The following is a 26,617-nucleotide window of genomic DNA, read 5'->3' on the forward strand; positions in this document are numbered from 1 at the left end:
GATAGAACCAAAAGTTCGAACCTCACAAAACACCGAAAGCTGTCACATACCCAATTTGCTGAAGCGAGGCACATGCCGCGACTCAGTACCCGAATTTCTTGACGACCATAGAGCATTGGAACCACCTGATCCCATCCCGAACTCAGCAGTGAAACGATGCATCGCCGATGGTAGTGTGGGGTTTCCCCATGTGAGAGTAGGTCATCGTCAAGATTAAATTCCGAAACCCCGTTTGCGAAAGCAGATGGGGTTTTGTTTTGGGCGGGCGAAAAGTCCCGAAAAGCCCGGAGTGACCGCTTCCATAGGCGTTTTCAGCTCTGCATTAGTAAGGGTTTTTTATAAGGGGCAGCAGCGCAGGCACTCAAATACGCTGAGCGCTCTCCAGTAGCTTCTAGAGGCACATGGGCGCGCGATGAATGGTAAGCGAGCATTGCGCTGACAGGGCGCGTCAGAGCGCGCCTGGAGAGGGGCTTGGAATGGTGCACCGCTCACAAAAGAGCAACTTTGCAGGTGACGCACTTTTCTACAGACGAAAAAAAAGACCTTGAATTTCAAGGTCTTTTTTAAGATGGTGCCCCGAGGGAGACTCGAACTCCCACTCCTTTCGAAAACGGATTTTGAATCCGCCGCGTCTACCAATTCCGCCATCAGGGCTCAATGGCGGCGAAGTATAGAGATGAGATTACCGTTGGTCAATCACCTTTCATGGTCAATTTTCACTATTTCCGCTAGACTTCCCGGCCCTGCTAGACGAACTCCATCATGCGCGTTGCTGACTTTACTTTTGAACTCCCTGATTCGCTGATCGCTCGCCATCCTTTGGCCGAGCGTCGCGCCAGTCGACTGCTGACCCTGGACGGGGTGAGTGGCGCCCTCGCACACCGTCAATTCACTGATTTGCTTGAGCATTTGCGCCCAGGCGATCTGATGGTGTTCAACAATACCCGGGTGATTCCGGCGCGGCTGTTTGGCCAGAAAGCTTCCGGCGGCAAGCTGGAAATTCTGGTGGAGCGGGTGCTGGACAGTCATCGCGTACTGGCTCACGTGCGCTCCAGCAAGTCGCCGAAGCCGGGTTCCAGCATCCTCATCGATGGCGGTGGCGAAGCCGAGATGGTTGCGCGTCATGATGCGCTGTTCGAACTCAAGTTTGCCGAAGAGGTATTGCCGCTGCTGGAGCGCGTCGGCCATATGCCGTTGCCGCCCTATATAGACCGCCCCGACGAAGACTCGGACCGCGAACGCTATCAGACGGTGTACTCCCAGCGCCTCGGCGCCGTTGCCGCGCCGACTGCGGGCCTGCACTTCGATCAGCCGCTGCTGGATGCGATTGCCGCCAAGGGCGTCGAGACCGCCTATGTGACCCTGCACGTGGGGGCCGGTACGTTTCAGCCGGTACGTGTGGATAACATCGAAGACCACCATATGCACAGCGAGTGGTTGGAGGTCAGCCAGGACGTCGTGGACGCTGTCGCGGCGTGCAAGGCGCGTGGTGGGCGAGTAGTCGCCGTGGGAACCACCAGCGTGCGCTCGTTGGAAAGCGCGGCGCGTGACGGCGTGCTCAAGCCGTTCAGCGGCGACACCGATATCTTTATCTTCCCAGGCCGGCCCTTCCATGTGGTCGATTGCCTGGTGACCAACTTCCATTTGCCCGAATCTACGCTGTTGATGCTGGTGTCGGCATTTGCCGGTTACCCGGAAACCATGGCCGCTTATCAAGCCGCCATCGCCAACGAGTACCGTTTTTTCAGCTACGGTGATGCGATGTTTATCACCCGTAACCCGGCGCCACGCGGCCCAGAGGAACAATCATGAGTCGTATGTCGTTTGAACTGCTGGCCACTGACGGCAAGGCCCGACGCGGTCGCCTGACCTTCCCGCGCGGCACCGTCGAGACCCCGGCCTTCATGCCGGTTGGCACCTACGGCACCGTCAAGGGCATGCTGCCGCGCGACATCGTCGCCACCGGCGCCGAGATCATCCTCGGCAACACCTTCCACCTGTGGCTGCGCCCGGGCACGGAAGTGATCAAGAAGCACGGCGACCTGCATGACTTCATGAAGTGGCAAGGCCCGATCCTGACCGATTCGGGTGGTTTCCAGGTGTTCAGCCTGGGCGCCATGCGCAAGATCAAGGAGGAGGGCGTGACCTTCGCCTCGCCGGTGGACGGTTCCAAGGTGTTCATGGGGCCGGAAGAGTCGATGCAGGTGCAGCGCGACCTGGGTTCCGACATCGTGATGATTTTCGACGAGTGCACGCCTTACCCGGCTGACGAAGACGTCGCACGAATTTCCATGGAGTTGTCCCTGCGTTGGGCCCAGCGTTCGAAGAATGCCCACGGCGACAACACCGCTGCGCTGTTCGGTATTGTCCAGGGCGGCATGCACGAAAGCCTGCGCAAACGCTCGCTGGAAGGCCTCGACAAAATCGGCTTTGACGGCCTGGCCATCGGCGGTTTGTCGGTGGGCGAGCCCAAGCACGAAATGATCAAGGTGCTGGATTACCTGCCGGGCCTGATGCCGGCTGACAAACCTCGTTACCTTATGGGCGTTGGCAAACCGGAAGATCTCGTAGAGGGTGTGCGCCGCGGTGTGGACATGTTCGATTGCGTGATGCCAACCCGTAATGCCCGCAATGGGCATCTGTTCATCGATACAGGCGTGCTGAAGATCCGTAACGCGTTCCATCGCCATGATGATTCGCCGCTGGATCCCACCTGTGATTGCTACACCTGCCAGAACTTCTCCCGTGCTTATCTGCACCATCTGGACAAGTGTGGGGAAATGCTGGGTAGCATGTTGAATACCATCCACAATTTGCGTCACTACCAAGTCCTGATGGCTGGTTTGCGCGAGGCTATTCAACAGGGTACATTGGCCGCCTTCGTCGATGCCTTCTATGCCAAGCGCGGGCTTCCTGTGCCGCCCTTGGACTGAGTTTTCCGACCCTAAGATTCACTATTTGCAACTGGAGTGCTAAATGAGCTTTTTTATCTCTAACGCCATGGCTGATGCCGCTGCGCCTGCTGCCGCCGGCCCTATGGGCGGTGGTTTCGAGTGGATTTTCCTGGTCGGCTTCCTGGTCATCTTCTACCTGATGATCTGGCGCCCACAGGCCAAGCGTGCCAAAGAGCAGAAAAATCTGCTGGGCAGCCTGCAGAAAGGTGACGAAGTTGTGACCACCGGCGGCATCGCTGGCAAGATCACCAAGGTTTCCGATGCTTTCGTGGTACTGGAAGTTTCCGACACCGTAGAAATGAAGTTCCAGAAGGGCGCCATCGCCGCCACGCTGCCAAAAGGCACGCTCAAAGCGATCTGAGTAACAACCTTTACCAATCGACGGGGCGCGCAAGGCGCCCCGCGTTATAAGCGGGCGGCGTGATGCTGAACAAATACCCTCTGTGGAAATACGTACTGATCCTGGCGGTGCTGGCGATCGGTTTTATTTATTCCGCTCCCAATCTCTATCCTGATGACCCGGCGATCCAGATCACTGGCGCCAGTACTTCGCTGCAGGTCAATCAGGCCGATCTGGAACGCGCGAGCAAAGCGCTCACTGACGCGGGTATCCAGGTCAAGGCGGCAACATTGGCTGCTGATGCGAAAGGCGGTTTGTTGCGCCTGACCAAGCAAGAAGACCAATTGCCGGCCAAAGACGTCGTGCGCAAGGCCATGGGTGACGACTACGTCGTCGCACTCAACCTGGCACAGACCACGCCACAATGGCTGCGCAGCATTGGCGCGCACCCGATGAAGCTGGGTCTGGACTTGTCCGGTGGTGTGCACTTCCTGTTGGAAGTCGACATGGACAAAGCCCTCGACGCCCGCCTGAAAGTCTACGAAGGCGATGTGAAGAGCCTGCTGCGTAAAGAGCGCCTGCGTTATCGCAGCCTGCCGCAGCTCAACGGTGCCATTCAGTTGGGCTTCTCTGATGAGGCTTCTCGTGAACAGGCCCGTGCGCTGATCCGTAAAAATTTCAACGATTTCGATATCGTGCCGGCTGACCTGAATGGCCAGGCTGTGCTGCGTCTGGCGATGAGCCCGGCGAAGATTGCGGAAATCCGCGAATACTCCATCAAGCAGAACTTGACCACGGTCCGTAACCGCGTCAACGAACTGGGTGTAGCCGAGCCGATCGTTCAGCGCCAGGGTGCCAACCGCATCGTGGTTGAGCTGCCGGGCGTACAGGACACTGCTGAAGCCAAGCGTATCCTGGGTAAAACCGCCAACCTGGAATTCCGTCTGGCGGCTGAGCCGGGTGCTACCCGTGCGACTGCCGAAGAATTCGAGTTCCGTGAAGGCAACCGTCCTCCAGCGCTGATCGAGCGTGGCTTGATCATCACCGGTGACCAGGTGACTGACGCCAAGGCTGGTTTCGGCGAGCACGGTACCCCTGAAGTGAACATCCGCCTGGATGGTCATGGCGGCGAACTGATGAGCCGCGCCACGCGCAGCAACGTCGGTCGCAGCATGGCGGTGATCTTCATCGAGCAACGCCCGGTGACCACCTACACCAAGCAAATGGTCAACGGTGTCGAAAAAGACGTGCCGGTACAGACCTTCAAGGAAGAGAAGAAGATCATCAGCCTGGCGACCATCCAGTCGCCGCTCGGTGCTCAATTCCGTATCACCGGCCTGAACGGCCAGGGCGAATCCTCGGAACTGGCGCTGCTGCTGCGTGCCGGTGGCCTGGCTGCCCCGATGTACTTCGCTGAAGAGCGTACCATCGGTCCGAGCCTGGGCGCCGACAACATCACCAAGGGTATCGACGCGGCCTTGTGGGGCATGCTGTTCGTGTCCCTGTTCATCATCGCCATCTACCGCTTCTTCGGCATCATCGCCACCGTGGCCCTGGCGGGCAACATGGTCATGTTGCTGGCCCTGATGTCGCTGCTGGGCGCTACGCTGACCCTGCCAGGTATCGCCGGTATCGTACTCACCATGGGTATGGCGGTAGACGCCAACGTACTGATCTTCTCGCGGATCCGTGAAGAGATCGCGGCGGGCATGACCGTACAGCGTGCAATCAACGAAGGCTTCGGCCGGGCATTTACCGCGATTCTCGACTCCAACCTGACCACACTGTTGGTCGGCGGGATTCTCTTTGCCATGGGCACCGGCCCGGTCAAAGGTTTTGCGGTGACCATGTCCCTCGGTATCTTTACCTCGATGTTCACGGCCATCATGGTGACCCGCGCAATGGTCAACCTGATCTTTGGCGGGCGTGACTTCAAGAAGTTGTGGATTTAAGGGGCTGCCATGTTACGTACAATCAACTTCATGGGCGTTCGCAACGTTGCGTTCGGCGTCACCGTGCTCCTTACCGTTCTGGCGTTGTTCAGCTGGTTCCATAAGGGCCTGAACTACGGTCTGGACTTCACTGGCGGTACGCTCATCGAGCTGACCTACGAGAAGCCGGCCGATGTGACCCTGGTGCGCAATGAGCTGGTCAAGGCCGGCTATCACGAAGCCGTCGTGCAGAGTTTTGGTGCGACCACCGACCTGCTGGTGCGTATGCCAGGAGAAGACCCGCAACTGGGTCACCAGGTAGCCGAGGCCTTGCAGAAGGTCGGCGGCGACAACCCGGCATCGGTCAAGCGCGTCGAGTTCGTAGGCCCGCAGGTCGGTGAAGAGCTGCGCGACCAGGGCGGCCTCGGCATGCTTCTGGCGCTGGTCGGTATCATGATCTACCTGGCGTTCCGCTTTCAGTGGAAGTTCGGTGTCGGCGCCATCGTGTCGCTGATCCACGACGTGATCGTGACCGTGGGCATCCTGGCGTACTTCCAGGTGACCTTCGACCTGACCGTACTGGCGGCCGTGCTGGCGATCATTGGTTACTCCCTCAACGACACCATCGTGGTATTTGACCGGGTTCGCGAGAACTTCCGTGTACTGCGCAAGGCGTCGCTGATCGAGAACATCAACATCTCCACCACCCAGACTCTGCTGCGGACCATGGCCACATCGATCTCCACCTTGCTGGCGATCGCAGCGCTTATGATCTTCGGTGGTGACAACCTGTGGGGCTTCTCCCTGGCGCTGTTCATCGGCGTTCTGGCGGGTACCTACTCGTCGATCTACATCGCCAACGTGGTACTGATCTGGCTGAACCTGAACAGCGAAGACCTGATCCCTCCGGCCAGCACTGGCAAGGAGGTCGACGACCGTCCTTGATGGGCGTTTGTTGATCCGCTGAGACAAGAAAGGCGCGAGTATTGAACTCGCGCCTTTTTTTTTGCTCCAAGGCTGGGTATAGCGCGGACGTTTCGGTCCGCTTGTGATGGTCAGGAGGTTCACGTGAACAAGTCGTTGCTGGTTGGTGCGGTATTGGGTGCTGTCGGTGTGACTGCCGGGGGTGCTGTTGCCACCTACAGCCTGGTAAAAAGCGGCCCTGAGTATGCGCAAGTGCTGGCGGTGCAGCCGGTTAAAACCCAGATAAAAACTCCCCGTGAGGTCTGCAAGGACGTCACCGTGACCCGGCAGCGTCCGGTGCAGGATCAGCATCAAATCGCCGGTACGGTCGTAGGTGCCCTGGCGGGTGGCTTGCTGGGCAACCAGATCGGTGGTGGTAACGGTAAGAAGCTGGCCACAGTGGCCGGTGCTGTCGGTGGTGGTTATGCCGGTAACAAGGTTCAGGAAGGCATGCAGAACCGTGACACCTACACCACCACGCAAACCCGTTGTAACACCGTTAACGACATCAGTGACAAGGTGGTCGGGTATGACGTGCGTTACAACCTGGATGGCAAGGAAGGTTCGGTGCGTATGGAGCGCGACCCAGGCAGCCAGATTCCAGTCGACAAAGAAGGTCGTTTGATCCTGGGTCAGAACCAGCAGTAACCGGTTCTACAGGCATAAAAAAAGCACCCCTTGGGGTGCTTTTTTGTGCTCGCTCGCTTAGCGCTTCAGCGAAGCCGGCAGGTGCGGCTGGATCGCCGTCAGGACTGCCTTGAAGCATTTGGTGTTGCCCGCAACCACGTGGCCTTTCTCAAGGAAATCGTGACCGCCGGTGAAGTCGCTCACCAAACCGCCCGCTTCCTGGATCAGTAGCGCGCCCGCAGCCATGTCCCACTCGGACAGGCCCGACTCCCAGAACGCATCGAAGCGACCAGCGGCAACGTAAGCCAGGTCCAGGCTCGCTGCGCCCGCGCGACGGATGCCGGCAGTCTGGCCAACCAGGGCGCGGAACATGCCCAGGTAGTTTTCCAGGTTGTCCATCTGATCGTCCCGGAACGGGAAGCCGGTGCCCAGCAGGGCGCCGTCCAGGCTGGTGCGACCGCTGACGCGCAGGCGACGACCATTCAGCTGGGCGCCACGGCCACGGCTTGCGGTGAATTCTTCCTGGCGAACTGGGTCCAGAACCACGGCGTGTTCCAGGCGACCACGGTATTTGCACGCAATGCTCACGGCAAAGTGCGGGATGCCGCGCAGGAAGTTGGTGGTGCCATCCAGTGGGTCGATGATCCACAGATAGTCTTCGCCTTCACCGCTCCCTTTGTGCAAACCGGTTTCTTCGCCGAGGATGCCATGGGTAGGGTAGGCCTTGCGCAGCGCGTCGATGATTTTCTGTTCGGCGGCGCGATCCACCTCGGATACATAATCCTTGGCGTCTTTTTCGTCGACCTTGATGGTATCCAGGCGCTCGATGGAGCGGAAGATCAATTCACTGGCGCTGCGGGCGGCGCGCAGCGCGATATTCAGCATGGGCTGCATGGATGTGTCACCTAAGGTTGTTAAAGAAAGCCGAGCATTCTAGCAGAAACTTTCTTCAGGTGAAGGACGACGTTAGCTTTCATGGCATAACCTTAGGCTGTTCTGTAAGATTTGCTCCCCTTTCCCGTGTCCGAGAGCGCCTCCCTTGCTGCAAAACATTCGTGTCGTCTTGGTCAATACCAGTCATCCCGGCAACATCGGCGGGGTGGCGCGAGCCATGAAAAACATGGGGCTGACGCGTCTGGTGCTGGTAGACCCGCGCGTGTTCCCGCACCACGAGGCCGATGCCCGCGCATCCGGCGCCAATGACCTCCTTGAAAAAGCCCAGGTCGTCGCCACCCTGGAAGATGCCTTGGTCGGCTGCAACCTGGTGCTCGGCACCAGTGCCCGCGACCGTCGTATCCCCTGGCCCTTGCTGGATCCGCGTGAGTGCGGCACCAAAGTGGTCGAGGAGGCTGCCGGCGGCGCTGAAATCGCCTTGGTATTTGGCCGTGAAGACTCCGGCCTGACCAATGAAGAGCTGCAGCGATGTCATTACCACGTGCACATCCCATCAGACCCTGAATTCAGCTCGCTGAACCTCGGGGCGGCGGTGCAGGTATTGACCTACGAAGTGCGTATGGCTTGGCTGGCCGCTGCGGGTCAGCCGAGCAAGGTTGAGAAGGACGAGGTCGCGTCGACCAAAAGTGGCGAGTTGGCCACCATGGACGAGCTGGAGCGGTTTTATGAGCACCTGGAGCAAACCCTGGTGGCCATTGAGTTCCTCGATCCGGAAAAGCCACGGCACTTGATGGCACGCCTGCGTCGTCTTTACGGACGTAGCTCGGTCAGCCGGGCTGAAATGAATATATTGCGTGGCATCCTCACGGAAACCCAGAAAGCGGCCCGTGGCGAGCTTCTTAAGCGGAAGGATTAAAAATGTTCGAGCGTTTGCGAGAAGATATCCAGAGTGTTTTCCACCGTGACCCGGCGGCGCGCAACGCCTTTGAAGTGCTGACCTGCTACCCAGGCATGCACGCCATCTGGATCCATCGCCTGTCCGGTGCTTTGTGGGGCATGGGCTGGAAATGGCTGGCGCGGTTAGTGTCGAACTTCGGTCGCTGGCTGACTGGGATCGAGATTCATCCAGGCGCCAAGGTCGGCCGTCGCTTCTTCATCGACCATGGCATGGGCATCGTGATTGGCGAGACTGCCGAGATCGGCGATGACGTGACCCTTTACCAGGGCGTGACGCTTGGCGGCACCAGTTGGAACAAGGGCAAGCGCCACCCAACCTTGGGTGATGGCGTGGTGGTCGGGGCGGGGGCCAAGGTGCTTGGCCCGTTCACCGTCGGCGCGGGCGCCAAGGTCGGCTCCAATGCGGTAGTAACCAAAGCTGTGCCGCCGGGTGCAACCGTTGTGGGTATTCCTGGGCGGATCATCGTCAAGCCGGAAGTTGGCGACGAGCAGGAAGCCAAGCGCAAGGCCATGGCTGAGAAGATTGGCTTCGATGCCTATGGCGTCAGCGAAGACATGCCCGACCCCGTGGCGCGCGCCATTGGCCAGTTGCTGGATCACCTTCAGGCAGTAGATGGCAAGCTGGACGGCATGTGCGGCGCGTTGAAGGACTTGGGCAGCCCCTACTGTGCGAAAGATCTGCCGGAGCTTCGCGAAGAAGACTTCGCCGAAATCAAGGACGAAGCCTCCACCAAGGCAGGCTAAGTGTTTGCTGTTGATCGGCGCAGCCCCGGTTGCGCTGGTCGATCCCACCCCATCCTGCTATGATTCGCGCGCCCTTTTTACGGGTAATCCTGACTAAAGTACTAGGTCTTATAGTTGACTTAAATACTCGGGAATCGCATACTTGCCCCCATTCTGAAACACCTTGGTACTTGTCCATGAGACTGACTACAAAAGGCCGATACGCGGTGACTGCCATGCTCGACCTGGCTTTGCATGCGCAAACTGGGCCGGTGTCCCTGGCCGATATCTCCGAGCGCCAAGGCATTTCCCTGTCCTATCTCGAGCAACTGTTCGCCAAATTGCGTCGTAGCAACCTGGTTTCCAGTGTTCGCGGTCCAGGCGGCGGCTATCAGTTGTCCCGCGACATGCAGGGTATCCAAGTGGCTCAGGTGATCGATGCGGTCAACGAATCCGTCGACGCTACCAAATGCCAGGGCCTGGGTGACTGCCACGCCGGCGACACCTGCCTCACACACCACCTGTGGTGTGACTTGAGCCTGCAGATCCATGAGTTTTTGAGTGGTATCAGCTTGGCTGATCTTGTGACTCGCCGTGAGGTGCAAGAAGTAGCCCAGCGTCAGGACCAGCGCCGTTGCAACACCAAGGCGCCGCGTCTGGACAAGATCGAAGCGTCCGCCGTCGAGTGACAGCCGAAGAGCTAACGGCACGCCAGCCAGCCTGATTTAGGAGAAAGTCCATGAAATTGCCGATTTACCTTGATTACTCAGCGACCACCCCGGTTGATCCGCGTGTCGCGCAAAAGATGAGCGAATGCCTGCTGGTTGACGGAAACTTCGGTAACCCGGCCTCCCGTTCCCACGTATTCGGCTGGAAAGCCGAGGAAGCGGTCGAAAACGCTCGTCGCCAGGTCGCTGACCTGGTTGGCGCAGACCCGCGTGAAATCGTCTGGACCTCCGGTGCTACCGAGTCCGACAACCTGGCTATCAAGGGCGCGGCGCATTTCTACGCGACCAAGGGCAAACACCTGATCACCACCAAGATTGAGCACAAGGCTGTCCTCGACACCATGCGCCAACTGGAACGTGAAGGTTTCGAGGTCACCTACCTTGAGCCAACCACCGACGGTATCGTCACCCCGGCCATGATCGAAGCGGCCCTGCGTGAAGACACCATTCTGGTTTCCGTGATCCACGTGAACAACGAAATCGGCACCATCAACGACATCGCGGCCATCGGCGAGCTGACTCGCTCGAAGGGCATCCTGCTGCACGTCGACGCTGCTCAGTCCACCGGCAAGGTCGACATCGACCTGTCGAAGCTGAAAGTCGACCTGATGTCGTTCTCTGCCCACAAGACCTACGGCCCTAAAGGCATCGGCGCCCTGTACGTGAGCCGCAAGCCTCGCGTGCGCATCGAAGCCACCATGCACGGCGGCGGTCACGAGCGCGGCATGCGTTCGGGCACCCTGGCGACCCACCAGATCGTCGGCATGGGCGAAGCCTTCCGCGTAGCCAAGGAAGACATGGCTGCCGAAAACATCCGCATCAAAGCCCTGAGCGACCGCTTCTATAAGCAGGTCGAAGGCCTTGAAGAGCTGTACATCAACGGCAGCATGACCGCCCGTGTACCGCACAACCTGAATTTGAGCTTCAACTACGTTGAAGGCGAGTCGCTGATCATGGCGCTCAAGGACCTGGCGGTTTCGTCCGGTTCGGCCTGCACCTCGGCGTCCCTTGAGCCTTCGTACGTACTGCGCGCCCTGGGCCGCAACGACGAACTGGCGCACAGCTCGATCCGCTTTACGTTCGGCCGCTTCACCACCGAAGAACAAGTCGACTACGCCGCGCAAAAAGTCTGCGAAGCCGTCAACAAGCTGCGCGTTCTGTCGCCGCTGTGGGACATGTACAAAGACGGCGTCGATATTTCCAAGATCGAGTGGGCGGCACACTAACTATAGAAGCCGCCACCCCAGCTCTGTAGCAACGTGGCGGAAAACGCAGGCGTTTCTACAGGGTTCCAGAGCGGCCCTGATGAGTGAGGATTCAGTACCATGGCTTACAGCGAAAAGGTCATCGACCACTACGAAAACCCGCGCAACGTCGGCAAGATGGACGCGGAAGACCCAGATGTCGGCACCGGCATGGTCGGCGCCCCGGCGTGCGGCGATGTGATGCGCCTGCAGATCAAGGTCAACGACGCTGGCGTTATCGAAGATGCCAAGTTCAAGACCTACGGCTGCGGTTCCGCCATCGCCTCCAGCTCCCTGGCGACCGAATGGATGAAAGGCAAGACCCTGGATGAGGCTGTCACCATCAGCAACACCCAGCTGGCCGAAGAGCTGGCCCTGCCGCCAGTGAAAATCCACTGCTCGGTACTCGCAGAAGACGCCATCAAGGCGGCCGTTCGCGACTACAAGCAGAAGAAAGGCTTGATCTAAGCATTTGGCGACGAGTAAGGAGTCAACGATGGCTATCAGCATGACAGAAGCGGCTGCACAGCACATTCGCCGCTCCCTGAATGGGCGCGGTAAAGGTGAGGGGATTCGCCTGGGTGTTCGCACCACAGGCTGCTCCGGCCTTGCCTACGTGCTGGAGTTTGTCGACGAGGTGGTTGCGGAAGACCAGGTGTTCGAAAGTCACGGCGAGAAAGTGATCATCGACCCTAAAAGCCTGACTTACCTGGACGGCACCGAACTCGATTTCGTCAAGGAAGGGTTGAACGAAGGCTTCAAGTTCAACAACCCCAACGTGCGCGGTGAATGTGGCTGCGGCGAAAGCTTCAACATCTGAGGCTATTCGTGGGTACTCCTTGTCATTTCGCTTTATTCGAGCTGCAGCCGAGCTTTCGCCTGGACCTTGAGCAGCTTGCCACGCGCTACCGAGAATTGGCGCGTGGGGTGCATCCAGACCGTTTTGCTGACGCCTCCGAGCGCGAGCAACGCGTTGCTCTGGAGAAGTCGGCCAGCCTCAACGAGGCCTATCAGACCCTGAAAAATCCGCCCAAGCGCGCGCGTTATCTGCTCGCGATGAACGGTGGAGAGTTGCCGCTGGAAGTCACGGTTCACGATCCCGACTTCCTGATGCAACAGATGCAGTGGCGCGAAGAACTTGAAGACTTGCAGGACGAAGCCGATCTTGCTGGCGTCGCGGTCTTCAAGCGTCGTCTGAAAACGGCCCAGGATGAGCTCAACGAAAGCTTCGCAGCTTGTTGGGATGATGCAGCGCAACGTGAACAGGCCGAACGCCTGATGCGGCGCATGCAGTTCCTCGACAAGCTCACCTACGAAGTGCGCCAGCTAGAAGAGCGCCTCGACGATTAACCCCGTGTGCTGCCCGTGATGCACGCCTGATAGACAGATAAGACCTGATTACCATGGCCCTACTGCAAATCGCCGAACCCGGCCAAAGCCCTCAACCGCACCAGCGTCGCCTGGCGGTCGGGATTGACCTGGGCACCACCAATTCCCTGGTTGCTGCCTTGCGCAGCGGCCTGTCCGAGCCGTTGCCCGACGCTGACGGGCAGGTGATCCTGCCGTCTGCCGTGCGCTACCACGCTGATCGCACTGAAGTCGGTGAGTCGGCCAAGTTGGCGGCGTCTACCGATCCTCTGAATACCGTGTTGTCGGTCAAGCGCTTGATGGGTCGTGGTCTGTCCGACGTCAAGCAATTGGGCGACCAGCTGCCGTATCGCTTTGTCGGCGGTGAATCCCACATGCCGTTCATCGACACCATCCAGGGCCCGAAAAGCCCGGTGGAAGTGTCGGCCGATATCCTCAAGGTGCTGCGCCAGCGCGCGGAAAAAACCCTGGGTGGCGAACTGGTTGGTGCGGTGATCACCGTTCCGGCTTATTTCGACGACGCGCAGCGCCAAGCCACCAAGGATGCGGCGAAACTCGCCGGCCTGAATGTGCTGCGCCTGCTCAATGAGCCGACTGCGGCGGCCGTGGCTTATGGCCTCGACCAGCACGCAGAAGGCCTTGTCGCTATTTACGACCTAGGCGGCGGTACCTTTGATATTTCGATCCTGCGCCTGACCGGCGGCGTCTTCGAAGTGCTGGCCACCGGTGGCGACAGCGCCCTGGGCGGCGATGACTTCGACCACGCCATTGCGGGCTGGATCATCAGCAGCGCCGGTTTGTCGGCCGATCTGGATCCGGGCGCGCAGCGTAACCTGCTGCAAACCGCCTGCGCCGCCAAGGAAGCGCTGACGGAGGCTGCAACCGTTGGAGTTTCCTACGGCACCTGGTCGGCCCAACTGACGCGCGAAGCCTTTGATGCGTTGATCGAACCGATGGTTGCCCGCAGCCTGAAAGCTTGCCGCCGTGCCGTGCGTGACTCCGGTATCGAGTTGGAAGACGTCGGCGCCGTGGTCATGGTCGGTGGCTCCACCCGTGTGCCGCGCGTGCGTGAAGCCGTTGCTGAAGCGTTCGGTCGCCAGCCGCTGACTGAAATCGACCCGGATCAAGTGGTCGCCATTGGCGCTGCAATCCAGGCCGATACCCTGGCGGGCAACAAGCGCGACGGCGGCGAATTGCTGCTGCTCGACGTGATTCCGCTGTCCTTGGGACTGGAAACCATGGGCGGCTTGATGGAGAAGGTGATTCCACGCAACACCACCATCCCCGTCGCCCGCGCCCAGGACTTCACCACGTACAAAGATGGCCAGACGGCCATGATGATCCACGTGCTGCAAGGTGAGCGCGAGCTGATCAGCGACTGCCGCTCCCTGGCGCGTTTTGAATTGCGCGGTATCCCGGCGATGGTCGCGGGTGCGGCGAAGATCCGCGTGACCTTCCAGGTCGACGCCGATGGCCTGTTGAATGTGGCCGCGCGTGAGCTGGGTTCAGGCGTTGAGGCGAGCATCCAGGTCAAGCCGTCCTACGGCCTCACCGACGGTGAAATCGCCAAGATGCTCAAGGACTCGTTCCAATATGCCGGTGACGACAAGGTCGCCCGTGTATTGCGTGAGCAGCAAGTCGACGCCCAGCGCCTGCTCGAAGCGGTGCAGGGCGCCCTGGATGCTGACGGCGAGCGCCTGTTGGATGCCGAAGAGCGCATGGTCATTGACCTGCAGATGCAGGAACTGGCCGAACTGATGAAAGGCGACGATGGTTATGCCATCGAGCAACAGACCAAGCGCCTGTCGCAAGTGACCGATGCTTTTGCCGCCCGTCGTATGGACCAGACGGTCAAAGCCGCCCTGGCGGGACGCAACCTGAATGAAATCGAGGAATAATTAATGCCGCAGGTCATTTTTCTGCCACACGCCGAGCATTGCCCGGACGGTATGGTCGTGGAGGCTGAGACCGGCAAGTCCATCCTCGAAGTTGCCCATGACAACCACATCGAGATCGAAAGCGCCTGCGGCGGTGTGTGCGCTTGCACCACGTGCCACTGCGTCATCCGCGAGGGCTTCAACAGCCTTGAAGAGGCTGATGAGCTGGAGGAGGACTTTCTCGACCGCGCATGGGGCCTTGAGGCGACTTCGCGTCTAAGCTGTCAGGCAAAGGTCGGCACGGAAGACATCACTGTCGAAATTCCGAAATATTCCCTCAACCACGCCGCCGAAGCGCCGCATTGATTCAAGGAAGTGTCATGAGTCTTAAATGGGTTGATGTGCAAGAGATCGCTATCCTGTTGGCGGATGCCAACCCGGATCTGGATCCTTACTCCCTGAACTTTGTAGCTTTGCGTGACATGGTCATGGCGTTGCCAGGGTTCGAAGATGAGCGTGATCGCGGCGGTGAGAAGGTTCTGGAAGCTATCCAGACTGCCTGGAAAGAAGAACAGGACTGACGCCTCCCTTTACGCAGTTAGGCAATACCCAATAACCCGCGTATAATTCGCGGGTTTAATTTTTCGTAAATTACCGTTTCTGGAGTTACACCATGGCTGTTCAACGTACTTTCTCCATCATCAAGCCTGACGCTGTTGCAAAAAACGTCATCGGCGAGATCACCACTCGTTTCGAAAAAGCCGGCCTGAAGGTTGTAGCTTCGAAACTCAAGCAACTGTCCAAGGCTGAAGCTGAAGGCTTCTACGCTGAGCACAGCGCTCGTGGTTTCTTCGGCGACCTGGTTGCCTTCATGATCTCCGGTCCTGTTGTTGTTCAGGTTCTGGAAGGCGAAAACGCTATCGCTCTGAACCGTGAGCTGATGGGCGCTACCAACCCTAAAGAAGCGGCTGCCGGCACCATCCGTGCTGACTTCGCTGAATCCATCGACGCCAACGCTGTACACGGCTCGGACTCCGAAGCTGCCGCTGCTCGCGAAATCTCGTACTTTTTCGCTGCTACTGAAGTAACCGCTCGCTAAGCATCGGCTTAAAGAGTGAGGGTGAATCCATGACTACATCGACTGTTAAAACCAACCTGCTGGGTCTGACTCAGCCGGAAATGGAGAAATTCTTCGACTCAATCGGGGAGAAGCGTTTCCGTGCCGGTCAGGTAATGAAATGGATTCACCACTTTGGTGTCGATGATTTCGATGCCATGACGAACGTCAGCAAGGCCCTGCGCGACAAGCTCAAGGCCATTGCTGAAGTGCGTGGTCCCGAAGTGGTCAGCGAGGACATCTCCAGCGACGGCACCCGTAAGTGGGTGGTGCGCGTGGCGTCCGGCAGCTGCGTCGAGACCGTGTACATTCCCCAGGGCAAACGCGGCACCTTGTGCGTTTCGTCCCAGGCAGGCTGTGCCCTGGACTGCAGTTTCTGCTCCACCGGCAAGCAAGGCTTCAATAGCAACCTCACCGCCGCCGAAGTCATCGGCCAGGTGTGGATTGCCAACAAATCCTTTGGCAGTGTCCCGGCGACCGTCGACCGTGCCATCACCAACGTGGTGATGATGGGCATGGGTGAGCCGCTGCTGAACTTCGACAACGTCATTGCGGCCATGCACCTGATGATGGACGACCTGGGCTACGGCATCTCCAAGCGCCGTGTAACCCTGTCGACCTCCGGCGTGGTACCGATGATCGATGAGCTGGCCAAGCACATCGACGTCTCCCTGGCGTTGTCGCTGCATGCACCGAATGACGCATTGCGTAACCAATTGGTGCCAATCAACAAGAAGTATCCGCTTAAGATGCTGCTCGAATCTTGCCAGCGTTACATGGCAACCTTGGGCGAAAAACGCGTGTTGACCATTGAGTACACCATGCTCAAGGACATCAACGACAAGGTCGAACACGCGGTCGAGATGATCGAATTGCTCAAGAACACCCCGTGCAAGATCAACCTGATTCCGTTTAACCCGTTTCCACATTCTGGCTACGAGCGGCCGAGCAACAACGCAATCCGCCGTTTCCAGGATCAACTGCACCAGGCCGGCTACAACGTCACCGTCCGCACCACCCGTGGTGAAGACATCGATGCCGCCTGTGGTCAATTGGTCGGGCAGGTGATGGACCGTACCCGCCGCAGCGAACGTTATATCGCCGGGCGTGAGTTGAAAGCCGTTGACGATTTACCGCTGATTGCTGTGAATCGAATCTGAGAGAGGATCTCTATGCCCTTGCGCCTTGCGCTGCTCTTGCTTGTTACCGGTCTTGCGGCCGGTTGTGTTTCATCGGGCCATGAGAGCCCTTTGCAAACCGGTAAAGGCCGTGACGAGGCGCGGGTTGCCTATGTGCAACTGGGCTTGGGTTACCTGCAACAAGGCATGAGCGAGCAAGCCAAGGTGCCGTTGAAAAAGGCGCTGGAGCTGGACGGCGACGATGCCGACGCCAATGGCGCACTGGCCCTGGTGTTTCAGGCCCAGGCCGAGCCTGAACTGGCCGAACAGTATTTCCACAAGGCCCTGGCCTCCCGTCCTGCCGACCCGCGGCTGCTGAACAATTACGGCAGCTTTCTGTTCGAGCAGAAACGTTATGACCAGGCTGCCCTTTATTTCCAGCAAGCCAGCGCCGATACCCTCTATCCTGAGCGTTCACGGGTGTTCGAGAACCTTGGGGTGACCTCGATGCGCCTCGGTCAGCGCGACAGCGCCCGCCAGCAACTGGAAAAAGCCCTGCATTTGAACGGTCGCCAGCCTCGGGCGTTGCTCGAAATGGCTGAGTTATCCTTTGATGACAGGCATTATGTGCCGGCACGTGACTATTACGAGCGTTTTAGCCTGCTCAGCGGGCAAAATGCACGTAGTCTATTGCTCGGTGTGCGCCTGGCGACGGTTCATGAAGAACGCGACACGGCCGCACGTTTTGGCCAGCAACTCGAACGACTCTATCCCGGTACGCCGGAATATCAGCAATACCTGTCGGAGCAATGATGAAAGCGGCGCACCCGGAAGTTGTAGCAGCTAATCGCGTAAACCCAGGCGACACCTTGCGTCAGGCCCGCGAAAGCAATGGTTGGTCGCTGGCGGAAGTGGCCCTCAAGCTCAATTTGACCACGACGTCCCTGGGCAACCTGGAAGCTGGCGCGTTCGATAAGCTGCCTGGGCACACCTTTGCCCGCGGCTATATCCGCGCCTACGCCAAATTGCTGGGGATCGACCAGGCCATACTGGTCCAGGAGTTCGACCAATTCACCGGCACCGACTCCCAGGGCAGCAATGTCCACGGCCTGGGGCGTATCGAAGAGCCAGTGCGGGTTTCCCACACGATTTTGCGCATTGTCAGCCTGTTGCTGCTGATCGCGGTCATTGGTGGCGGTTTCGTCTGGTGGCAAGACCAGACCTCCCAGCGCACCAAGGACCTGACCAGCAACGCCATGGAGCACGTTGAGGTCGAAAGCGCTGACGGCACCACCCAGATTCATCCGCTGGACGAGCCGGAAGACCAGGCTGTTGCCGAAAGCCAGGCTGCGCCTGAAGCACCGGCGGCCACCGATCAGCCAGCACCGGAAACTGCGCCAGCCGCGACTGCTGCGGTACCGGCCCCTGCGACACCCGCTACGCCGGTCCACACTCCGGCTGCCCCGGTTGCTCAGGCCCATACCCCGGGCGCACCCGTGCAGGCGCCGACAACTACGCCGACAGCCCCTGCGATTTCCCCGCCCACCACCCCTGCGTTGATCGCCGGTGATGGCCGTGTACAGATTACCTTCGTCGCTGACTGCTGGACGCAAGTCACCGATGGCAACGGCAAAGTGCTGTTCAGCGGTCTGAAGCGTAAGGGAGATACGCTCGACCAGGGCGGCAAGCCTCCTTTGACGCTGCGTCTGGGCTTTGCCCGTGGCGCGCAAGTGGCCTACAACGGCCAGCCTGTGGACGTGGCGCCGTTCACCAGTGGCGAGACCGCTCGCCTGAAGTTGGGACAATAGTCATGCACGGCGAATCTCCAATCAAACGTCGCGTATCGCGCAAGATCTGGGTCGGCTCGGTGCCGGTGGGTGGCGATGCCCCCATCGCGGTACAAAGCATGACCAACAGCGACACCAATGACGTGGCCGCCACCGTTGCCCAGATCAACCGTCTGGAAGCTGCGGGCGTGGACATCGTGCGCGTCTCCGTGCCGGACATGGACGCTGCCGAAGCCTTTGGCCGCATCAAGCAGCTGGTCAAGGTGCCATTGGTTGCCGACATTCACTTCGACTACAAGATCGCTTTGCGCGTGGCCGAACTGGGTGTGGACTGCCTGCGTATCAACCCGGGCAATATCGGTCGTGAAGACCGTGTGCGTGCGGTGGTTGATGCTGCCCGCGACCGTGGCATTCCAATCCGTATCGGCGTCAACGCCGGTTCCCTGGAAAAAGACCTGCAAAAGAAATACGGCGAACCGACTCCGGCGGCGCTGGTTGAATCGGCGCTGCGCCATGTTGAACACCTTGAACGCCTGAATTTCCAGGACTTCAAGGTCAGCGTAAAGGCCTCCGACGTGTTCATGGCAGTAGAAGCCTACCGCCTGTTGGCCAAGGAAATCGTGCAGCCGCTGCACCTGGGTATCACTGAAGCAGGCGGTTTACGCTCAGGCACAGTGAAATCTGCGGTGGGTCTCGGTATGCTGCTCGCCGAAGGGATTGGCGATACCATCCGCATCTCGCTGGCAGCAGACCCTGTAGAGGAAGTGAAAGTCGGTTACGACATTCTCAAATCCCTGCGTTTGCGTTCCCGTGGCATCAATTTCATTGCCTGCCCGAGCTGCTCGCGGCAGAACTTCGACGTGGTGAAAACCATGAACGATCTGGAATTGCGCCTTGAAGACCTGCTGGTGCCGCTGGATGTTGCGGTGATCGGCTGTGTGGTCAACGGGCCGGGTGAGGCCAAAGAGGCCCATGTGGGCCTGACCGGTGGTACGCCGAACCTGATCTACATCGACGGCAAGCCGTCGCAGAAGTTGACGAATGACAATCTGGTGGATGAGCTGGAAAAGCTGATCCGCGAGAAAGCGGCCGAAAAGGTCGCGGCTGACGCAGCGCTGATCGCGCGCGGCTGATTGAACGAATTTAAGGATTTGATGTGAGCAAGTCTCTGCAAGCCATTCGTGGCATGAACGACATCCTGCCGGAACAGACGCCTCTGTGGCGCTATTTCGAGGGCACTGTCGCGCGTCTGCTGGATAACTACGGTTACAAGCAGATCCGCATGCCGATCGTCGAGTTCACCGAGCTGTTCAAACGCTCCATCGGTGAAGTGACAGACATCGTCGAAAAAGAGATGTACACCTTTGAAGACCGCAACGGCGACTCCCTGACCCTGCGTCCGGAAGGCACCGCTGCGTGCGTGCGTGCCGTGCTTGAGCATGGCCTCACCGGTGCAGGCCAGCCGCAGAAATTGTGGTACATCGGCCCGATGTTCCGTCACGAACGCCCACAGAAAGGCCGTTATCGCCAGTTTCACCAGATCGGCCTGGAAGTGTTCAACATCGACGGCCCGGACATCGACGCCGAGCTGATCGTGCTGACCTGGCGCCTTTGGGGCCTGCTGGGCATCCGCGACGCGGTCAAGCTTGAACTCAACAGCCTGGGCACCAGCGAATCCCGTGGTCGCTACAAAGTGGCCCTGGTCGAGTACCTGTCCGCCCACCTGGACAAGTTGGACGAAGACAGCCAGCGCCGTCTGAAGACCAACCCGTTGCGCGTCCTCGATACCAAGAACGCCGACACCCAGGCCGTGCTGGTCAACGCGCCGAAAATGGCTGATTACCTGGACGACGAGTCCCGTATCCACTTCGAGGGCCTCAAGGCTCGTCTGGAAGCGGCCGGTATTCCGTTTGTGATCAACACCAAGCTGGTGCGTGGCCTCGATTACTACAGCAAGACCGTATTCGAATGGGTCACCGATAAACTCGGCGCCCAGGGCACCGTGTGTGCCGGTGGCCGTTACGACGGCCTGGTCGAGCAGATGGGCGGCAAACCGACCACCGGCGTGGGCTTCGCCATGGGCATCGAGCGGCTGATCCTGCTGCTGGAAACCCTGGAGCAGGTCCCGGAAGAGATCGCCCGTCAGGTGGACGTTTACCTCTGCGCCTTTGGCGAGGCCGCCGAACTGGCTGCCCTGGCCCTGAGCGAAAAGGTCCGCGACCAACTGCCAAACCTGCGCCTGCAGGTCAATGCCGGTGCCGGCAGCTTCAAGAGCCAGTTCAAGAAGGCCGACAAGAGCGGTGCGCTGTATGCGCTGATCCTCGGCGAAGACGAACTGGCCCAGCAAGTGATAGGTTTCAAACCCCTGCGTGGCCAGGGCGAGCAACAGAACATTGCCTTTGATGCGCTCGCTGCGCACTTGGCCACCTGCGTTGTGCAGGGTTGAAGCTGTCGAACAGCCGAATTTAGCGATTAAGGAGTATTGGGGTGTCGAGTTCTGATGATGATCAACTGGCCGAGTTCAAGGACTGGTGGCAGCGTAACGGCAAGCCCCTGGTTACTGGCGGTCTGCTGGCTTTAGTGGTGGTGTTCGGCTGGCAAGCCTGGACCAAGTATCAGGCCAACCAGTCCCAAGGCGCCTCGATCCTCTATCAGCAATTGCTGGAAACCACCCTGACGCCGGACGGTAAGCCCGATCCTGCGCAGGTTGCAGACCTGGCCGGCAAGCTGAAGAACGAATTCGGCGGTAGCACCTACGCCCAATACGGCAGCCTGTTCGTCGCGAAAGTCGCGGTCGACACCGGCAAGCTGGACGACGCCGCTGCAGAGCTGAAGGCTATCGCCGACAAGCCGACCAACCCGACCCTGGGTGAAATCGCACGTCAGCGCCTGGCTCAGGTACTGGCGGCACAGAACAAGGCTGACGAAGCACTCAAACTGCTCGACGGCGATGCTGACAAGGCATTTGTAGCCACTCGCGAAGAGCTCAAGGGCGACCTGTTGGTCCAATTGGGTCGTACCGACGAAGCCAATGCTGCGTACCAAAAAGCCAAGGCGGCGCTGTCTGATGAAGCGGCGGTCGGTGGCTTACAAATCAAGCTGGACGACTTGGCCAAAGGGGATGCGTGACGTGATCCGTTGGAAACATGCAGCATTGCTGGCTCTGGCCGTTCTGGCCGCGGGTTGCAGCAGCAACAGTAAAAAAGAACTGCCTCCGGCCGAGCTGACCAGCTTCAAGGAAGAAGTGATCCTGCAAAAGCAGTGGAGCCGCTCCATCGGTGACGGTCAGGGCGAAACCTACAACATGTTGGTCCCGGCAATCGACGGTGACAACATTGTGGCCGCTGACGTGACTGGCGTGGTGATCTCCATGGATCGCATGAACGGTGACGTGAAGTGGAAGAAAGACCTCGAATTGCCAGTCTCCGGCGCCGTCGGCGTGGGTTACGGCATGGTGATGCTCGGCACGCTGAAAGGCGAAGTCGTGGCCCTGGACTCCAGCACCGGTGAAGAGAAATGGCGCGCTCGCGTGACCAGTGAAGTCCTCGCACCGCCTGCTACCAACGGCGATATCGTCGTGGTGCAAACCCAGGACGATCGTGTAATCGGCCTCGACGCCGGCACCGGCGAACAGCGTTGGTTGTATGACAGCACTCCAGCGGTGCTGACCTTGCGCGGTACCAGTGGTCCGATTGTGACCAACAATCTGGCCGTTGCAGGTCTGTCGACCGGTAAAGTGGTCGCCCTGGATACCCAGAACGGCGTGCCGGCCTGGGAAACCCGTGTGGCCATCCCGCAAGGTCGTTCCGAGCTGGACCGTGTAGTGGACATCGACGGCGGCCTGCTGCTCTCCGGTGAAACCCTCTACGTCGCTACCTACCAGGGCCGTGTTGCGGCACTGGACCTGCAGAGCGGCCGTGTGAACTGGCAGCGTGATGCTTCCAGCTACGCCGGTGTCGCCCAAGGGTTTGGCAGCGTCTATGTAAGCCTGGCGTCCGGCACCGTTGAAAGTGTCGACGAACGCTCCACTACCGCGCTGTGGAGCAACGACTCCCTGGCTCGCCGTCAACTGTCGGCACCGGAAGTGTTCTCCAGCTACGTCGCAGTCGGTGACTTCGAAGGCTACCTGCACCTGCTGAGCCAGGTGGACGGTCGCTTCGTAGGTCGCGAGCGTATCGACAGCGACGGCCTGCGTGCGCGTCCGCTGGTCGTGGGTAACATGCTTTATGTGTTTGGCAACAGCGGCAAGCTGGAAGCCCTGACCATCAAGTAAGAACTATGCTTGGGGTAACACCCAGGCGGCCCCGCTTCGGCGGGGCATGCGGCATTTGATTATGCTGCCCCGAGCACCAGCCGCTGCCCTGCAGCGGCTTTTGTATTTTCTGAAATAACGAAGTGGAGAGCCGCATGGTTCCCGTAATCGCCCTGGTGGGCCGACCTAACGTCGGCAAGTCCACCTTGTTCAACCGCCTGACCAGGACTCGCGACGCCATCGTCGGCGACTTGTCCGGTCTGACCCGTGATCGCCAATACGGTGAGGCAAAGTGGCAAGGGCGCTCCTACATTATTGTCGACACCGGTGGTATCTCCGGTGACGAGCATGGCATGGACGAAAAGATGGCCGAGCAGTCGCTGCTGGCCATTGAAGAAGCCGATGTCGTGTTGTTCCTGGTGGATGCCCGTGCGGGCTACACCGCTGCTGACCAAATGATTGGCGAGCACCTGCGCAAGCGCAACAAGCGTTCCTATCTGGTCGCGAACAAGATCGACAACATCGATCCTGAAGCGGCCCGTGCCGAATTCAGCCCGATGGGCCTGGGCGATGCGATTCCGGTCGCCGGTGCCCACGGTCGCGGTATCACCCAGATGCTGGAAATTGCCCTGCGCGATTTCCCTAAGGATGATGTCGAGGAAGAAGAGGGCGAAGAGGAAATCGTTGCCGAAGGTGAGGAAGCCAAGCGCATTCCTGGCCCGAGCGAAAAAGACGGTATCAAGATCGCCATCATCGGCCGCCCTAACGTCGGCAAGTCGACCCTGGTCAACCGCATGCTCGGTGAAGACCGGGTTATCGTGTACGACCAACCCGGCACCACCCGCGACAGCATCTACATCCCGTTCGAACGCAACGAGGAAAAGTACACGCTGATCGACACCGCTGGTGTGCGCAAGCGCGGCAAGATCCACGAGGAAGTTGAAAAGTTCTCGGTGGTGAAAACCCTGCAGGCGATCAAAGACGCCAACGTGGTGATCTTCGTGATGGACGCCCGCGAAGGCGTGGTGGACCACGACCTCAACCTGCTGGGCTTTGCCCTGGAGGCCGGTCGGGCACTGGTGATCGCGATCAACAAGTGGGACGGCATGACGCCAAGCGAGCGCGATTTCGTCAAGATCGAGCTGCAACGTCGCCTGTTCTTCGTCGAGTTCGCCGATATCCACTTTATCTCGGCACTGCACGGCACCGGCGTGGGCAACCTCTACGCGTCCGTCCAGAACTCGTTCAAGTCCGCGGTCACCCGCTGGCCGACCAACCGTCTCACCCAGATCCTGGAAGACGCTGTTGGCGAGCACGCGCCGCCGATGGTCAACAACCGCCGGATCAAACTGCGTTACGCCCACTTGGGTGGTGCCAACCCGCCGATTATCGTGATCCACGGTAACCAGATCGAGAAGGTGCCGAAGTCCTATGTGCGTTACCTGGAAAACACCTACCGCCGTGTCTTGAAACTGGTCGGTACGCCGATCCGTATCGAGTTCAAGGGTGGTGAGAACCCATACGAAGGCAACAAGAACACACTGACTGACCGTCAGGTGAACAAGAAGCGTCGTTTGATGACTCACCACAAGAAGGCCGACAAGAAGCGCCGTGACAAGAAATAACGGCGGCTTCGAGTTGTGAGAGAGGGCTCCTTTGGAGCCCTTTTTTGTGCGCGGTGGTTTGTGCCTTGACCCGGTGCAGTTGGCAGCTTAAAACTTGGGGCTCACCTGCAGGGGCCTTTCGATGATCACCAGTAAGCTGCCGAATGTCGGCACGACCATTTTCACCACCATGTCGCAACTCGCTGCTGAAACCGGCGCGCTCAACCTGTCCCAGGGCTTCCCGGACTTCAATGGCCCCCAGGCTTTGCTCGACGCGGTGGGCAAGCACATCGCCCTCGGTCACAACCAATATGCCCCTATGACCGGTCTGCCGGTGCTGCGTCAGCAGGTGGCCGCCAAGATTGCCCGCAGTTACGGCGCCACGGTCAATGCCGACAGTGAAGTGACCATCACCCCTGGCGCCACCGAAGCGATCTTCTGCGCGATCCAGGCAGTGATTCGCACGGGCGATGAAGTGATCGTGTTCGACCCCAGCTACGACAGCTATGAGCCTTCGGTGGAGCTGGCGGGCGGTTGCTGCGTGCATGTGCAACTGAGCCTGAACGGCTTTACCCTCGACTTCGAGAAGGTCAAGGCGGCGCTGTCACCGCGCACGCGCATGATCATTCTCAATACCCCGCACAACCCTACAGGTGCCTTGATCAGCCGCGCCGAGCTGGACCAATTGGCCGAACTGATCCGTGACCGTGATATCTATCTGGTCAGCGACGAAGTCTACGAACATCTGGTCTTTGACGGCGTGGCCCATGTCAGCGTGTTGGCCCATGAAGAGCTTTATCAGCGCGCGTTCGTGGTCAGCTCTTTCGGCAAGACCTACCACGTCACCGGCTGGAAAACCGGCTATGTCGTCGCACCGCCAGCCCTCACCGCCGAATTGCGTAAAGTGCACCAATACGTCAATTTCTGCGGCGTGACCCCACTGCAATACGCGCTGGCCGACTTCATGGCCGAACACCCGGAACACGTCGACGAATTACCGGCGTTCTACCAGGCCAAGCGTGACCTGTTCTGCGACCTGTTGGCGCCGTCCCGTTTCAGCTTTACCCGAGTGACCGGTACCTACTTCCAACTGGTGGATTACTCACAGATCCGCCCGGACCTGGATGACGTCGCCATGTCCTTGTGGATGACCCGCGAACACGGTGTGGCCACCATCCCGGTTTCGGTGTTTTACCAGACCCCACCCCAAGGCCAGCGCCTGGTGCGCCTGTGCTTTGCCAAACGCGAGGAAACGCTGCGCCAAGCGGCGGAAAAACTATGCGTGATCTGAGTGCACTGCCGAACCTGAACATCGCCCTGGTCCAGACCAGCCTGGCCTGGCATGACCGCCAGGCCAACCTCGAACATTTCGAACTGCTGTTGGAGCAAGCCAAAGGCGCCGACCTGATTGTGTTGCCCGAGATGTTCACCACAGGCTTCTCGATGGAGTCGCAAGCCCTTGCAGAGCCTGAAAACGGCCCGACCCATCATTGGCTCCAGGCCCAGGCGGCGAAGTACAACGCGGTGATTACCGGCAGTGTGATCATCCAGGCCGCCGACAGCAGCCACCGCAACCGCCTGCTGTGGGCGCGGCCGGATGGCGAGGTGCTGCATTACGACAAGCGCCATCTGTTCCGCATGGCGGGTGAGCATAATCACTACACGCCGGGCGAACGCCAGGTGCAGTTCGAATTGAAGGGTTGGCGTATTCGCCCGTTGATTTGCTACGACCTGCGTTTCCCGGTATGGAGCCGCGACGCCCAGGACACCGACCTGCTGCTGTACACCGCCAACTGGCCGGGTGCGCGGCGTTCACACTGGAACCGGCTGCTGCCGGCGCGGGCTATTGAAAACCTGTGCTACGTGGCGGCAGTGAATCGGGTGGGCACGGATGGGAAGGGCTTTGCTTACACTGGGGACAGCCAGGTGTTGGACTTCCAGGGTGAGACCTTGTTGAGTGCGGGGGAGGCGGATGGGGTGTTTCAGGTGAGCCTGGATGCGGCGGAACTGGCTGCGTATCGCAGCCGGTTTCCAGCCAACCTGGATGCCGATATTTTTCAGTTTGTCTGAAGCACCGCCTTCGCGAGCAAGCCCGCTCCCACACTCGACCGCGTTTATCCTGTAGGAATGCGG

Annotated in this window: 28 protein-coding genes, 1 tRNA gene and 1 rRNA gene; 28 read left to right on the forward strand and 2 right to left on the reverse strand. The window is 59.4% G+C overall.

Features of this window, described 5'->3' with window-relative positions; genetic code table 11:
• Positions 1 to 97: 97 nt before the first annotated feature.
• A 5S ribosomal RNA gene (rrf, locus tag HX812_RS29265) occupies positions 98 to 213 on the forward strand.
• A gap of 356 nt (positions 214 to 569) precedes the next feature.
• On the opposite strand, the gene HX812_RS29270 is transcribed toward rrf, so the two are convergent.
• A tRNA-Leu gene (locus HX812_RS29270) sits at positions 570 to 654 on the reverse strand.
• 108 nt (positions 655 to 762) lie between these two features.
• Between HX812_RS29270 and queA the strand changes: the two genes are divergently transcribed.
• From queA to HX812_RS29300, 6 genes are all read left to right on the forward strand, one after another.
• Positions 763 to 1,812, forward strand: coding sequence for a tRNA preQ1(34) S-adenosylmethionine ribosyltransferase-isomerase QueA (queA, locus tag HX812_RS29275; protein ID WP_016977658.1), 1,050 nt, complete (start codon positions 763 to 765; stop codon positions 1,810 to 1,812).
• Positions 1,813 to 1,817: 5 nt separating this feature from the next.
• Positions 1,818 to 2,933 carry a tRNA guanosine(34) transglycosylase Tgt gene (tgt, locus tag HX812_RS29280; protein ID WP_003175976.1) on the forward strand — a complete coding sequence of 372 codons (1,116 nt, stop codon included), beginning with the start codon at positions 1,818 to 1,820 and terminating at the stop codon, positions 2,931 to 2,933.
• A 43-nt stretch (positions 2,934 to 2,976) separates the two neighbouring features.
• Complete coding sequence (gene yajC / locus HX812_RS29285; RefSeq protein ID WP_003175975.1) at positions 2,977 to 3,315, forward strand: preprotein translocase subunit YajC; 339 nt, start codon at positions 2,977 to 2,979, stop codon at positions 3,313 to 3,315.
• Positions 3,316 to 3,377: 62 nt separating this feature from the next.
• Complete coding sequence (secD, locus tag HX812_RS29290) at positions 3,378 to 5,246, forward strand: protein translocase subunit SecD (RefSeq protein ID WP_038848819.1); 1,869 nt, start codon at positions 3,378 to 3,380, stop codon at positions 5,244 to 5,246.
• A 9-nt stretch (positions 5,247 to 5,255) separates the two neighbouring features.
• Positions 5,256 to 6,170, forward strand: a complete 915-nt coding sequence (gene secF / locus HX812_RS29295) for a protein translocase subunit SecF (RefSeq protein ID WP_038848816.1) — start codon at positions 5,256 to 5,258, stop codon at positions 6,168 to 6,170.
• A gap of 123 nt (positions 6,171 to 6,293) precedes the next feature.
• The gene (locus HX812_RS29300) at positions 6,294 to 6,836 is read left to right on the forward strand and encodes a glycine zipper 2TM domain-containing protein (protein WP_010207894.1); all 543 of its coding nucleotides are present in this window, start codon (positions 6,294 to 6,296) and stop codon (positions 6,834 to 6,836) included.
• 57 nt (positions 6,837 to 6,893) lie between these two features.
• Here HX812_RS29300 and suhB read toward each other — a convergent pair whose 3' ends face one another.
• On the reverse strand, positions 6,894 to 7,709 hold the full coding sequence (suhB, locus tag HX812_RS29305; protein ID WP_003175971.1) for an inositol-phosphate phosphatase: 816 nt from the start codon (positions 7,707 to 7,709) through the stop codon (positions 6,894 to 6,896).
• A 145-nt stretch (positions 7,710 to 7,854) separates the two neighbouring features.
• Here suhB and trmJ point away from each other — a divergent pair, with 145 nt between their 5' ends.
• From trmJ to HX812_RS29410, 21 genes are all read left to right on the forward strand, one after another.
• The gene (gene trmJ, locus HX812_RS29310) at positions 7,855 to 8,625 is read left to right on the forward strand and encodes a tRNA (cytosine(32)/uridine(32)-2'-O)-methyltransferase TrmJ (protein ID WP_092249224.1); all 771 of its coding nucleotides are present in this window, start codon (positions 7,855 to 7,857) and stop codon (positions 8,623 to 8,625) included.
• A 2-nt stretch (positions 8,626 to 8,627) separates the two neighbouring features.
• Positions 8,628 to 9,410, forward strand: a complete 783-nt coding sequence (gene cysE / locus HX812_RS29315; protein WP_033898636.1) for a serine O-acetyltransferase — start codon at positions 8,628 to 8,630, stop codon at positions 9,408 to 9,410.
• Between the two features lie 176 nt (positions 9,411 to 9,586).
• On the forward strand, positions 9,587 to 10,078 hold the full coding sequence (gene iscR / locus HX812_RS29320) for a Fe-S cluster assembly transcriptional regulator IscR (RefSeq protein ID WP_003194020.1): 492 nt from the start codon (positions 9,587 to 9,589) through the stop codon (positions 10,076 to 10,078).
• A gap of 50 nt (positions 10,079 to 10,128) precedes the next feature.
• On the forward strand, positions 10,129 to 11,343 hold the full coding sequence (locus HX812_RS29325; RefSeq protein ID WP_016971998.1) for an IscS subfamily cysteine desulfurase: 1,215 nt from the start codon (positions 10,129 to 10,131) through the stop codon (positions 11,341 to 11,343).
• 99 nt (positions 11,344 to 11,442) lie between these two features.
• Positions 11,443 to 11,829 carry a Fe-S cluster assembly scaffold IscU gene (iscU, locus tag HX812_RS29330; protein WP_028617851.1) on the forward strand — a complete coding sequence of 129 codons (387 nt, stop codon included), beginning with the start codon at positions 11,443 to 11,445 and terminating at the stop codon, positions 11,827 to 11,829.
• A gap of 28 nt (positions 11,830 to 11,857) precedes the next feature.
• Positions 11,858 to 12,181, forward strand: a complete 324-nt coding sequence (gene iscA, locus HX812_RS29335) for an iron-sulfur cluster assembly protein IscA (RefSeq protein ID WP_003175963.1) — start codon at positions 11,858 to 11,860, stop codon at positions 12,179 to 12,181.
• A gap of 8 nt (positions 12,182 to 12,189) precedes the next feature.
• Positions 12,190 to 12,711 carry a co-chaperone HscB gene (hscB, locus tag HX812_RS29340; RefSeq protein ID WP_038848811.1) on the forward strand — a complete coding sequence of 174 codons (522 nt, stop codon included), beginning with the start codon at positions 12,190 to 12,192 and terminating at the stop codon, positions 12,709 to 12,711.
• A 53-nt stretch (positions 12,712 to 12,764) separates the two neighbouring features.
• The gene (hscA, locus tag HX812_RS29345; protein ID WP_038848808.1) at positions 12,765 to 14,627 is read left to right on the forward strand and encodes a Fe-S protein assembly chaperone HscA; all 1,863 of its coding nucleotides are present in this window, start codon (positions 12,765 to 12,767) and stop codon (positions 14,625 to 14,627) included.
• Between the two features lie 3 nt (positions 14,628 to 14,630).
• Positions 14,631 to 14,972, forward strand: coding sequence for an ISC system 2Fe-2S type ferredoxin (fdx, locus tag HX812_RS29350; RefSeq protein WP_015885743.1), 342 nt, complete (start codon positions 14,631 to 14,633; stop codon positions 14,970 to 14,972).
• A gap of 14 nt (positions 14,973 to 14,986) precedes the next feature.
• The gene (gene iscX, locus HX812_RS29355) at positions 14,987 to 15,187 is read left to right on the forward strand and encodes a Fe-S cluster assembly protein IscX (RefSeq protein WP_016977667.1); all 201 of its coding nucleotides are present in this window, start codon (positions 14,987 to 14,989) and stop codon (positions 15,185 to 15,187) included.
• 92 nt (positions 15,188 to 15,279) lie between these two features.
• Complete coding sequence (ndk, locus tag HX812_RS29360; protein ID WP_003175956.1) at positions 15,280 to 15,705, forward strand: nucleoside-diphosphate kinase; 426 nt, start codon at positions 15,280 to 15,282, stop codon at positions 15,703 to 15,705.
• Between the two features lie 29 nt (positions 15,706 to 15,734).
• Positions 15,735 to 16,883, forward strand: a complete 1,149-nt coding sequence (gene rlmN, locus HX812_RS29365; protein ID WP_177128146.1) for a 23S rRNA (adenine(2503)-C(2))-methyltransferase RlmN — start codon at positions 15,735 to 15,737, stop codon at positions 16,881 to 16,883.
• A gap of 12 nt (positions 16,884 to 16,895) precedes the next feature.
• A complete protein-coding gene (gene pilW, locus HX812_RS29370; protein WP_038848804.1) occupies positions 16,896 to 17,654 on the forward strand; it encodes a type IV pilus biogenesis/stability protein PilW in 759 nt (252 codons plus the stop codon).
• Positions 17,654 to 18,649 (forward strand): RodZ family helix-turn-helix domain-containing protein, encoded by a 996-nt coding sequence (locus HX812_RS29375; protein WP_038848802.1) that lies wholly within the window; start codon positions 17,654 to 17,656, stop codon positions 18,647 to 18,649. Before pilW ends, HX812_RS29375 begins: the two co-directional genes overlap by 1 nt.
• Positions 18,650 to 18,651: 2 nt before the next feature.
• Positions 18,652 to 19,761, forward strand: a complete 1,110-nt coding sequence (ispG, locus tag HX812_RS29380; RefSeq protein WP_003175952.1) for a flavodoxin-dependent (E)-4-hydroxy-3-methylbut-2-enyl-diphosphate synthase — start codon at positions 18,652 to 18,654, stop codon at positions 19,759 to 19,761.
• A 23-nt stretch (positions 19,762 to 19,784) separates the two neighbouring features.
• On the forward strand, positions 19,785 to 21,074 hold the full coding sequence (hisS, locus tag HX812_RS29385; protein WP_038848797.1) for a histidine--tRNA ligase: 1,290 nt from the start codon (positions 19,785 to 19,787) through the stop codon (positions 21,072 to 21,074).
• A gap of 41 nt (positions 21,075 to 21,115) precedes the next feature.
• Positions 21,116 to 21,757 (forward strand): tetratricopeptide repeat protein, encoded by a 642-nt coding sequence (locus tag HX812_RS29390; RefSeq protein WP_016977673.1) that lies wholly within the window; start codon positions 21,116 to 21,118, stop codon positions 21,755 to 21,757.
• Positions 21,750 to 22,901 (forward strand): outer membrane protein assembly factor BamB, encoded by a 1,152-nt coding sequence (gene bamB, locus HX812_RS29395; RefSeq protein ID WP_038848795.1) that lies wholly within the window; start codon positions 21,750 to 21,752, stop codon positions 22,899 to 22,901. Before HX812_RS29390 ends, bamB begins: the two co-directional genes overlap by 8 nt.
• Before the next feature lie 134 nt (positions 22,902 to 23,035).
• On the forward strand, positions 23,036 to 24,505 hold the full coding sequence (der, locus tag HX812_RS29400; protein ID WP_016977675.1) for a ribosome biogenesis GTPase Der: 1,470 nt from the start codon (positions 23,036 to 23,038) through the stop codon (positions 24,503 to 24,505).
• 121 nt (positions 24,506 to 24,626) lie between these two features.
• Complete coding sequence (locus HX812_RS29405) at positions 24,627 to 25,775, forward strand: pyridoxal phosphate-dependent aminotransferase (RefSeq protein WP_038848793.1); 1,149 nt, start codon at positions 24,627 to 24,629, stop codon at positions 25,773 to 25,775.
• On the forward strand, positions 25,763 to 26,554 hold the full coding sequence (locus tag HX812_RS29410) for an amidohydrolase (protein WP_038848790.1): 792 nt from the start codon (positions 25,763 to 25,765) through the stop codon (positions 26,552 to 26,554). The genes HX812_RS29405 and HX812_RS29410 overlap by 13 nt, the downstream gene beginning before the upstream one ends.
• The last annotated feature ends 63 nt before the right edge of the window (positions 26,555 to 26,617 follow it).

The organism is Pseudomonas sp. IPO3749 (assembly GCF_013386605.1).
GTDB classification, from domain to species: domain Bacteria; phylum Pseudomonadota; class Gammaproteobacteria; order Pseudomonadales; family Pseudomonadaceae; genus Aquipseudomonas; species Aquipseudomonas azotoformans_A.

Coding starts and splice junctions, on each gene's coding strand:
- queA (WP_016977658.1), top strand. CDS start 763: ATGCGCGTTGCTGACTTTACTTTTGAACTCCCTGATTCGCTGATCGCT.
- tgt (WP_003175976.1), top strand. CDS start 1,818: ATGTCGTTTGAACTGCTGGCCACTGACGGCAAGGCCCGACGCGGTCGC.
- yajC (WP_003175975.1), top strand. CDS start 2,977: ATGAGCTTTTTTATCTCTAACGCCATGGCTGATGCCGCTGCGCCTGCT.
- secD (WP_038848819.1), top strand. CDS start 3,378: ATGCTGAACAAATACCCTCTGTGGAAATACGTACTGATCCTGGCGGTG.
- secF (WP_038848816.1), top strand. CDS start 5,256: ATGTTACGTACAATCAACTTCATGGGCGTTCGCAACGTTGCGTTCGGC.
- suhB (WP_003175971.1), bottom strand. CDS start 7,709: ATGCAGCCCATGCTGAATATCGCGCTGCGCGCCGCCCGCAGCGCCAGT.
- cysE (WP_033898636.1), top strand. CDS start 8,628: ATGTTCGAGCGTTTGCGAGAAGATATCCAGAGTGTTTTCCACCGTGAC.
- iscR (WP_003194020.1), top strand. CDS start 9,587: ATGAGACTGACTACAAAAGGCCGATACGCGGTGACTGCCATGCTCGAC.
- HX812_RS29325 (WP_016971998.1), top strand. CDS start 10,129: ATGAAATTGCCGATTTACCTTGATTACTCAGCGACCACCCCGGTTGAT.
- iscU (WP_028617851.1), top strand. CDS start 11,443: ATGGCTTACAGCGAAAAGGTCATCGACCACTACGAAAACCCGCGCAAC.
- iscA (WP_003175963.1), top strand. CDS start 11,858: ATGGCTATCAGCATGACAGAAGCGGCTGCACAGCACATTCGCCGCTCC.
- hscA (WP_038848808.1), top strand. CDS start 12,765: ATGGCCCTACTGCAAATCGCCGAACCCGGCCAAAGCCCTCAACCGCAC.
- fdx (WP_015885743.1), top strand. CDS start 14,631: ATGCCGCAGGTCATTTTTCTGCCACACGCCGAGCATTGCCCGGACGGT.
- iscX (WP_016977667.1), top strand. CDS start 14,987: ATGAGTCTTAAATGGGTTGATGTGCAAGAGATCGCTATCCTGTTGGCG.
- ndk (WP_003175956.1), top strand. CDS start 15,280: ATGGCTGTTCAACGTACTTTCTCCATCATCAAGCCTGACGCTGTTGCA.
- rlmN (WP_177128146.1), top strand. CDS start 15,735: ATGACTACATCGACTGTTAAAACCAACCTGCTGGGTCTGACTCAGCCG.
- pilW (WP_038848804.1), top strand. CDS start 16,896: ATGCCCTTGCGCCTTGCGCTGCTCTTGCTTGTTACCGGTCTTGCGGCC.
- HX812_RS29375 (WP_038848802.1), top strand. CDS start 17,654: ATGAAAGCGGCGCACCCGGAAGTTGTAGCAGCTAATCGCGTAAACCCA.
- ispG (WP_003175952.1), top strand. CDS start 18,652: ATGCACGGCGAATCTCCAATCAAACGTCGCGTATCGCGCAAGATCTGG.
- bamB (WP_038848795.1), top strand. CDS start 21,750: ATGCGTGACGTGATCCGTTGGAAACATGCAGCATTGCTGGCTCTGGCC.
- der (WP_016977675.1), top strand. CDS start 23,036: ATGGTTCCCGTAATCGCCCTGGTGGGCCGACCTAACGTCGGCAAGTCC.
- HX812_RS29405 (WP_038848793.1), top strand. CDS start 24,627: ATGATCACCAGTAAGCTGCCGAATGTCGGCACGACCATTTTCACCACC.
- HX812_RS29410 (WP_038848790.1), top strand. CDS start 25,763: ATGCGTGATCTGAGTGCACTGCCGAACCTGAACATCGCCCTGGTCCAG.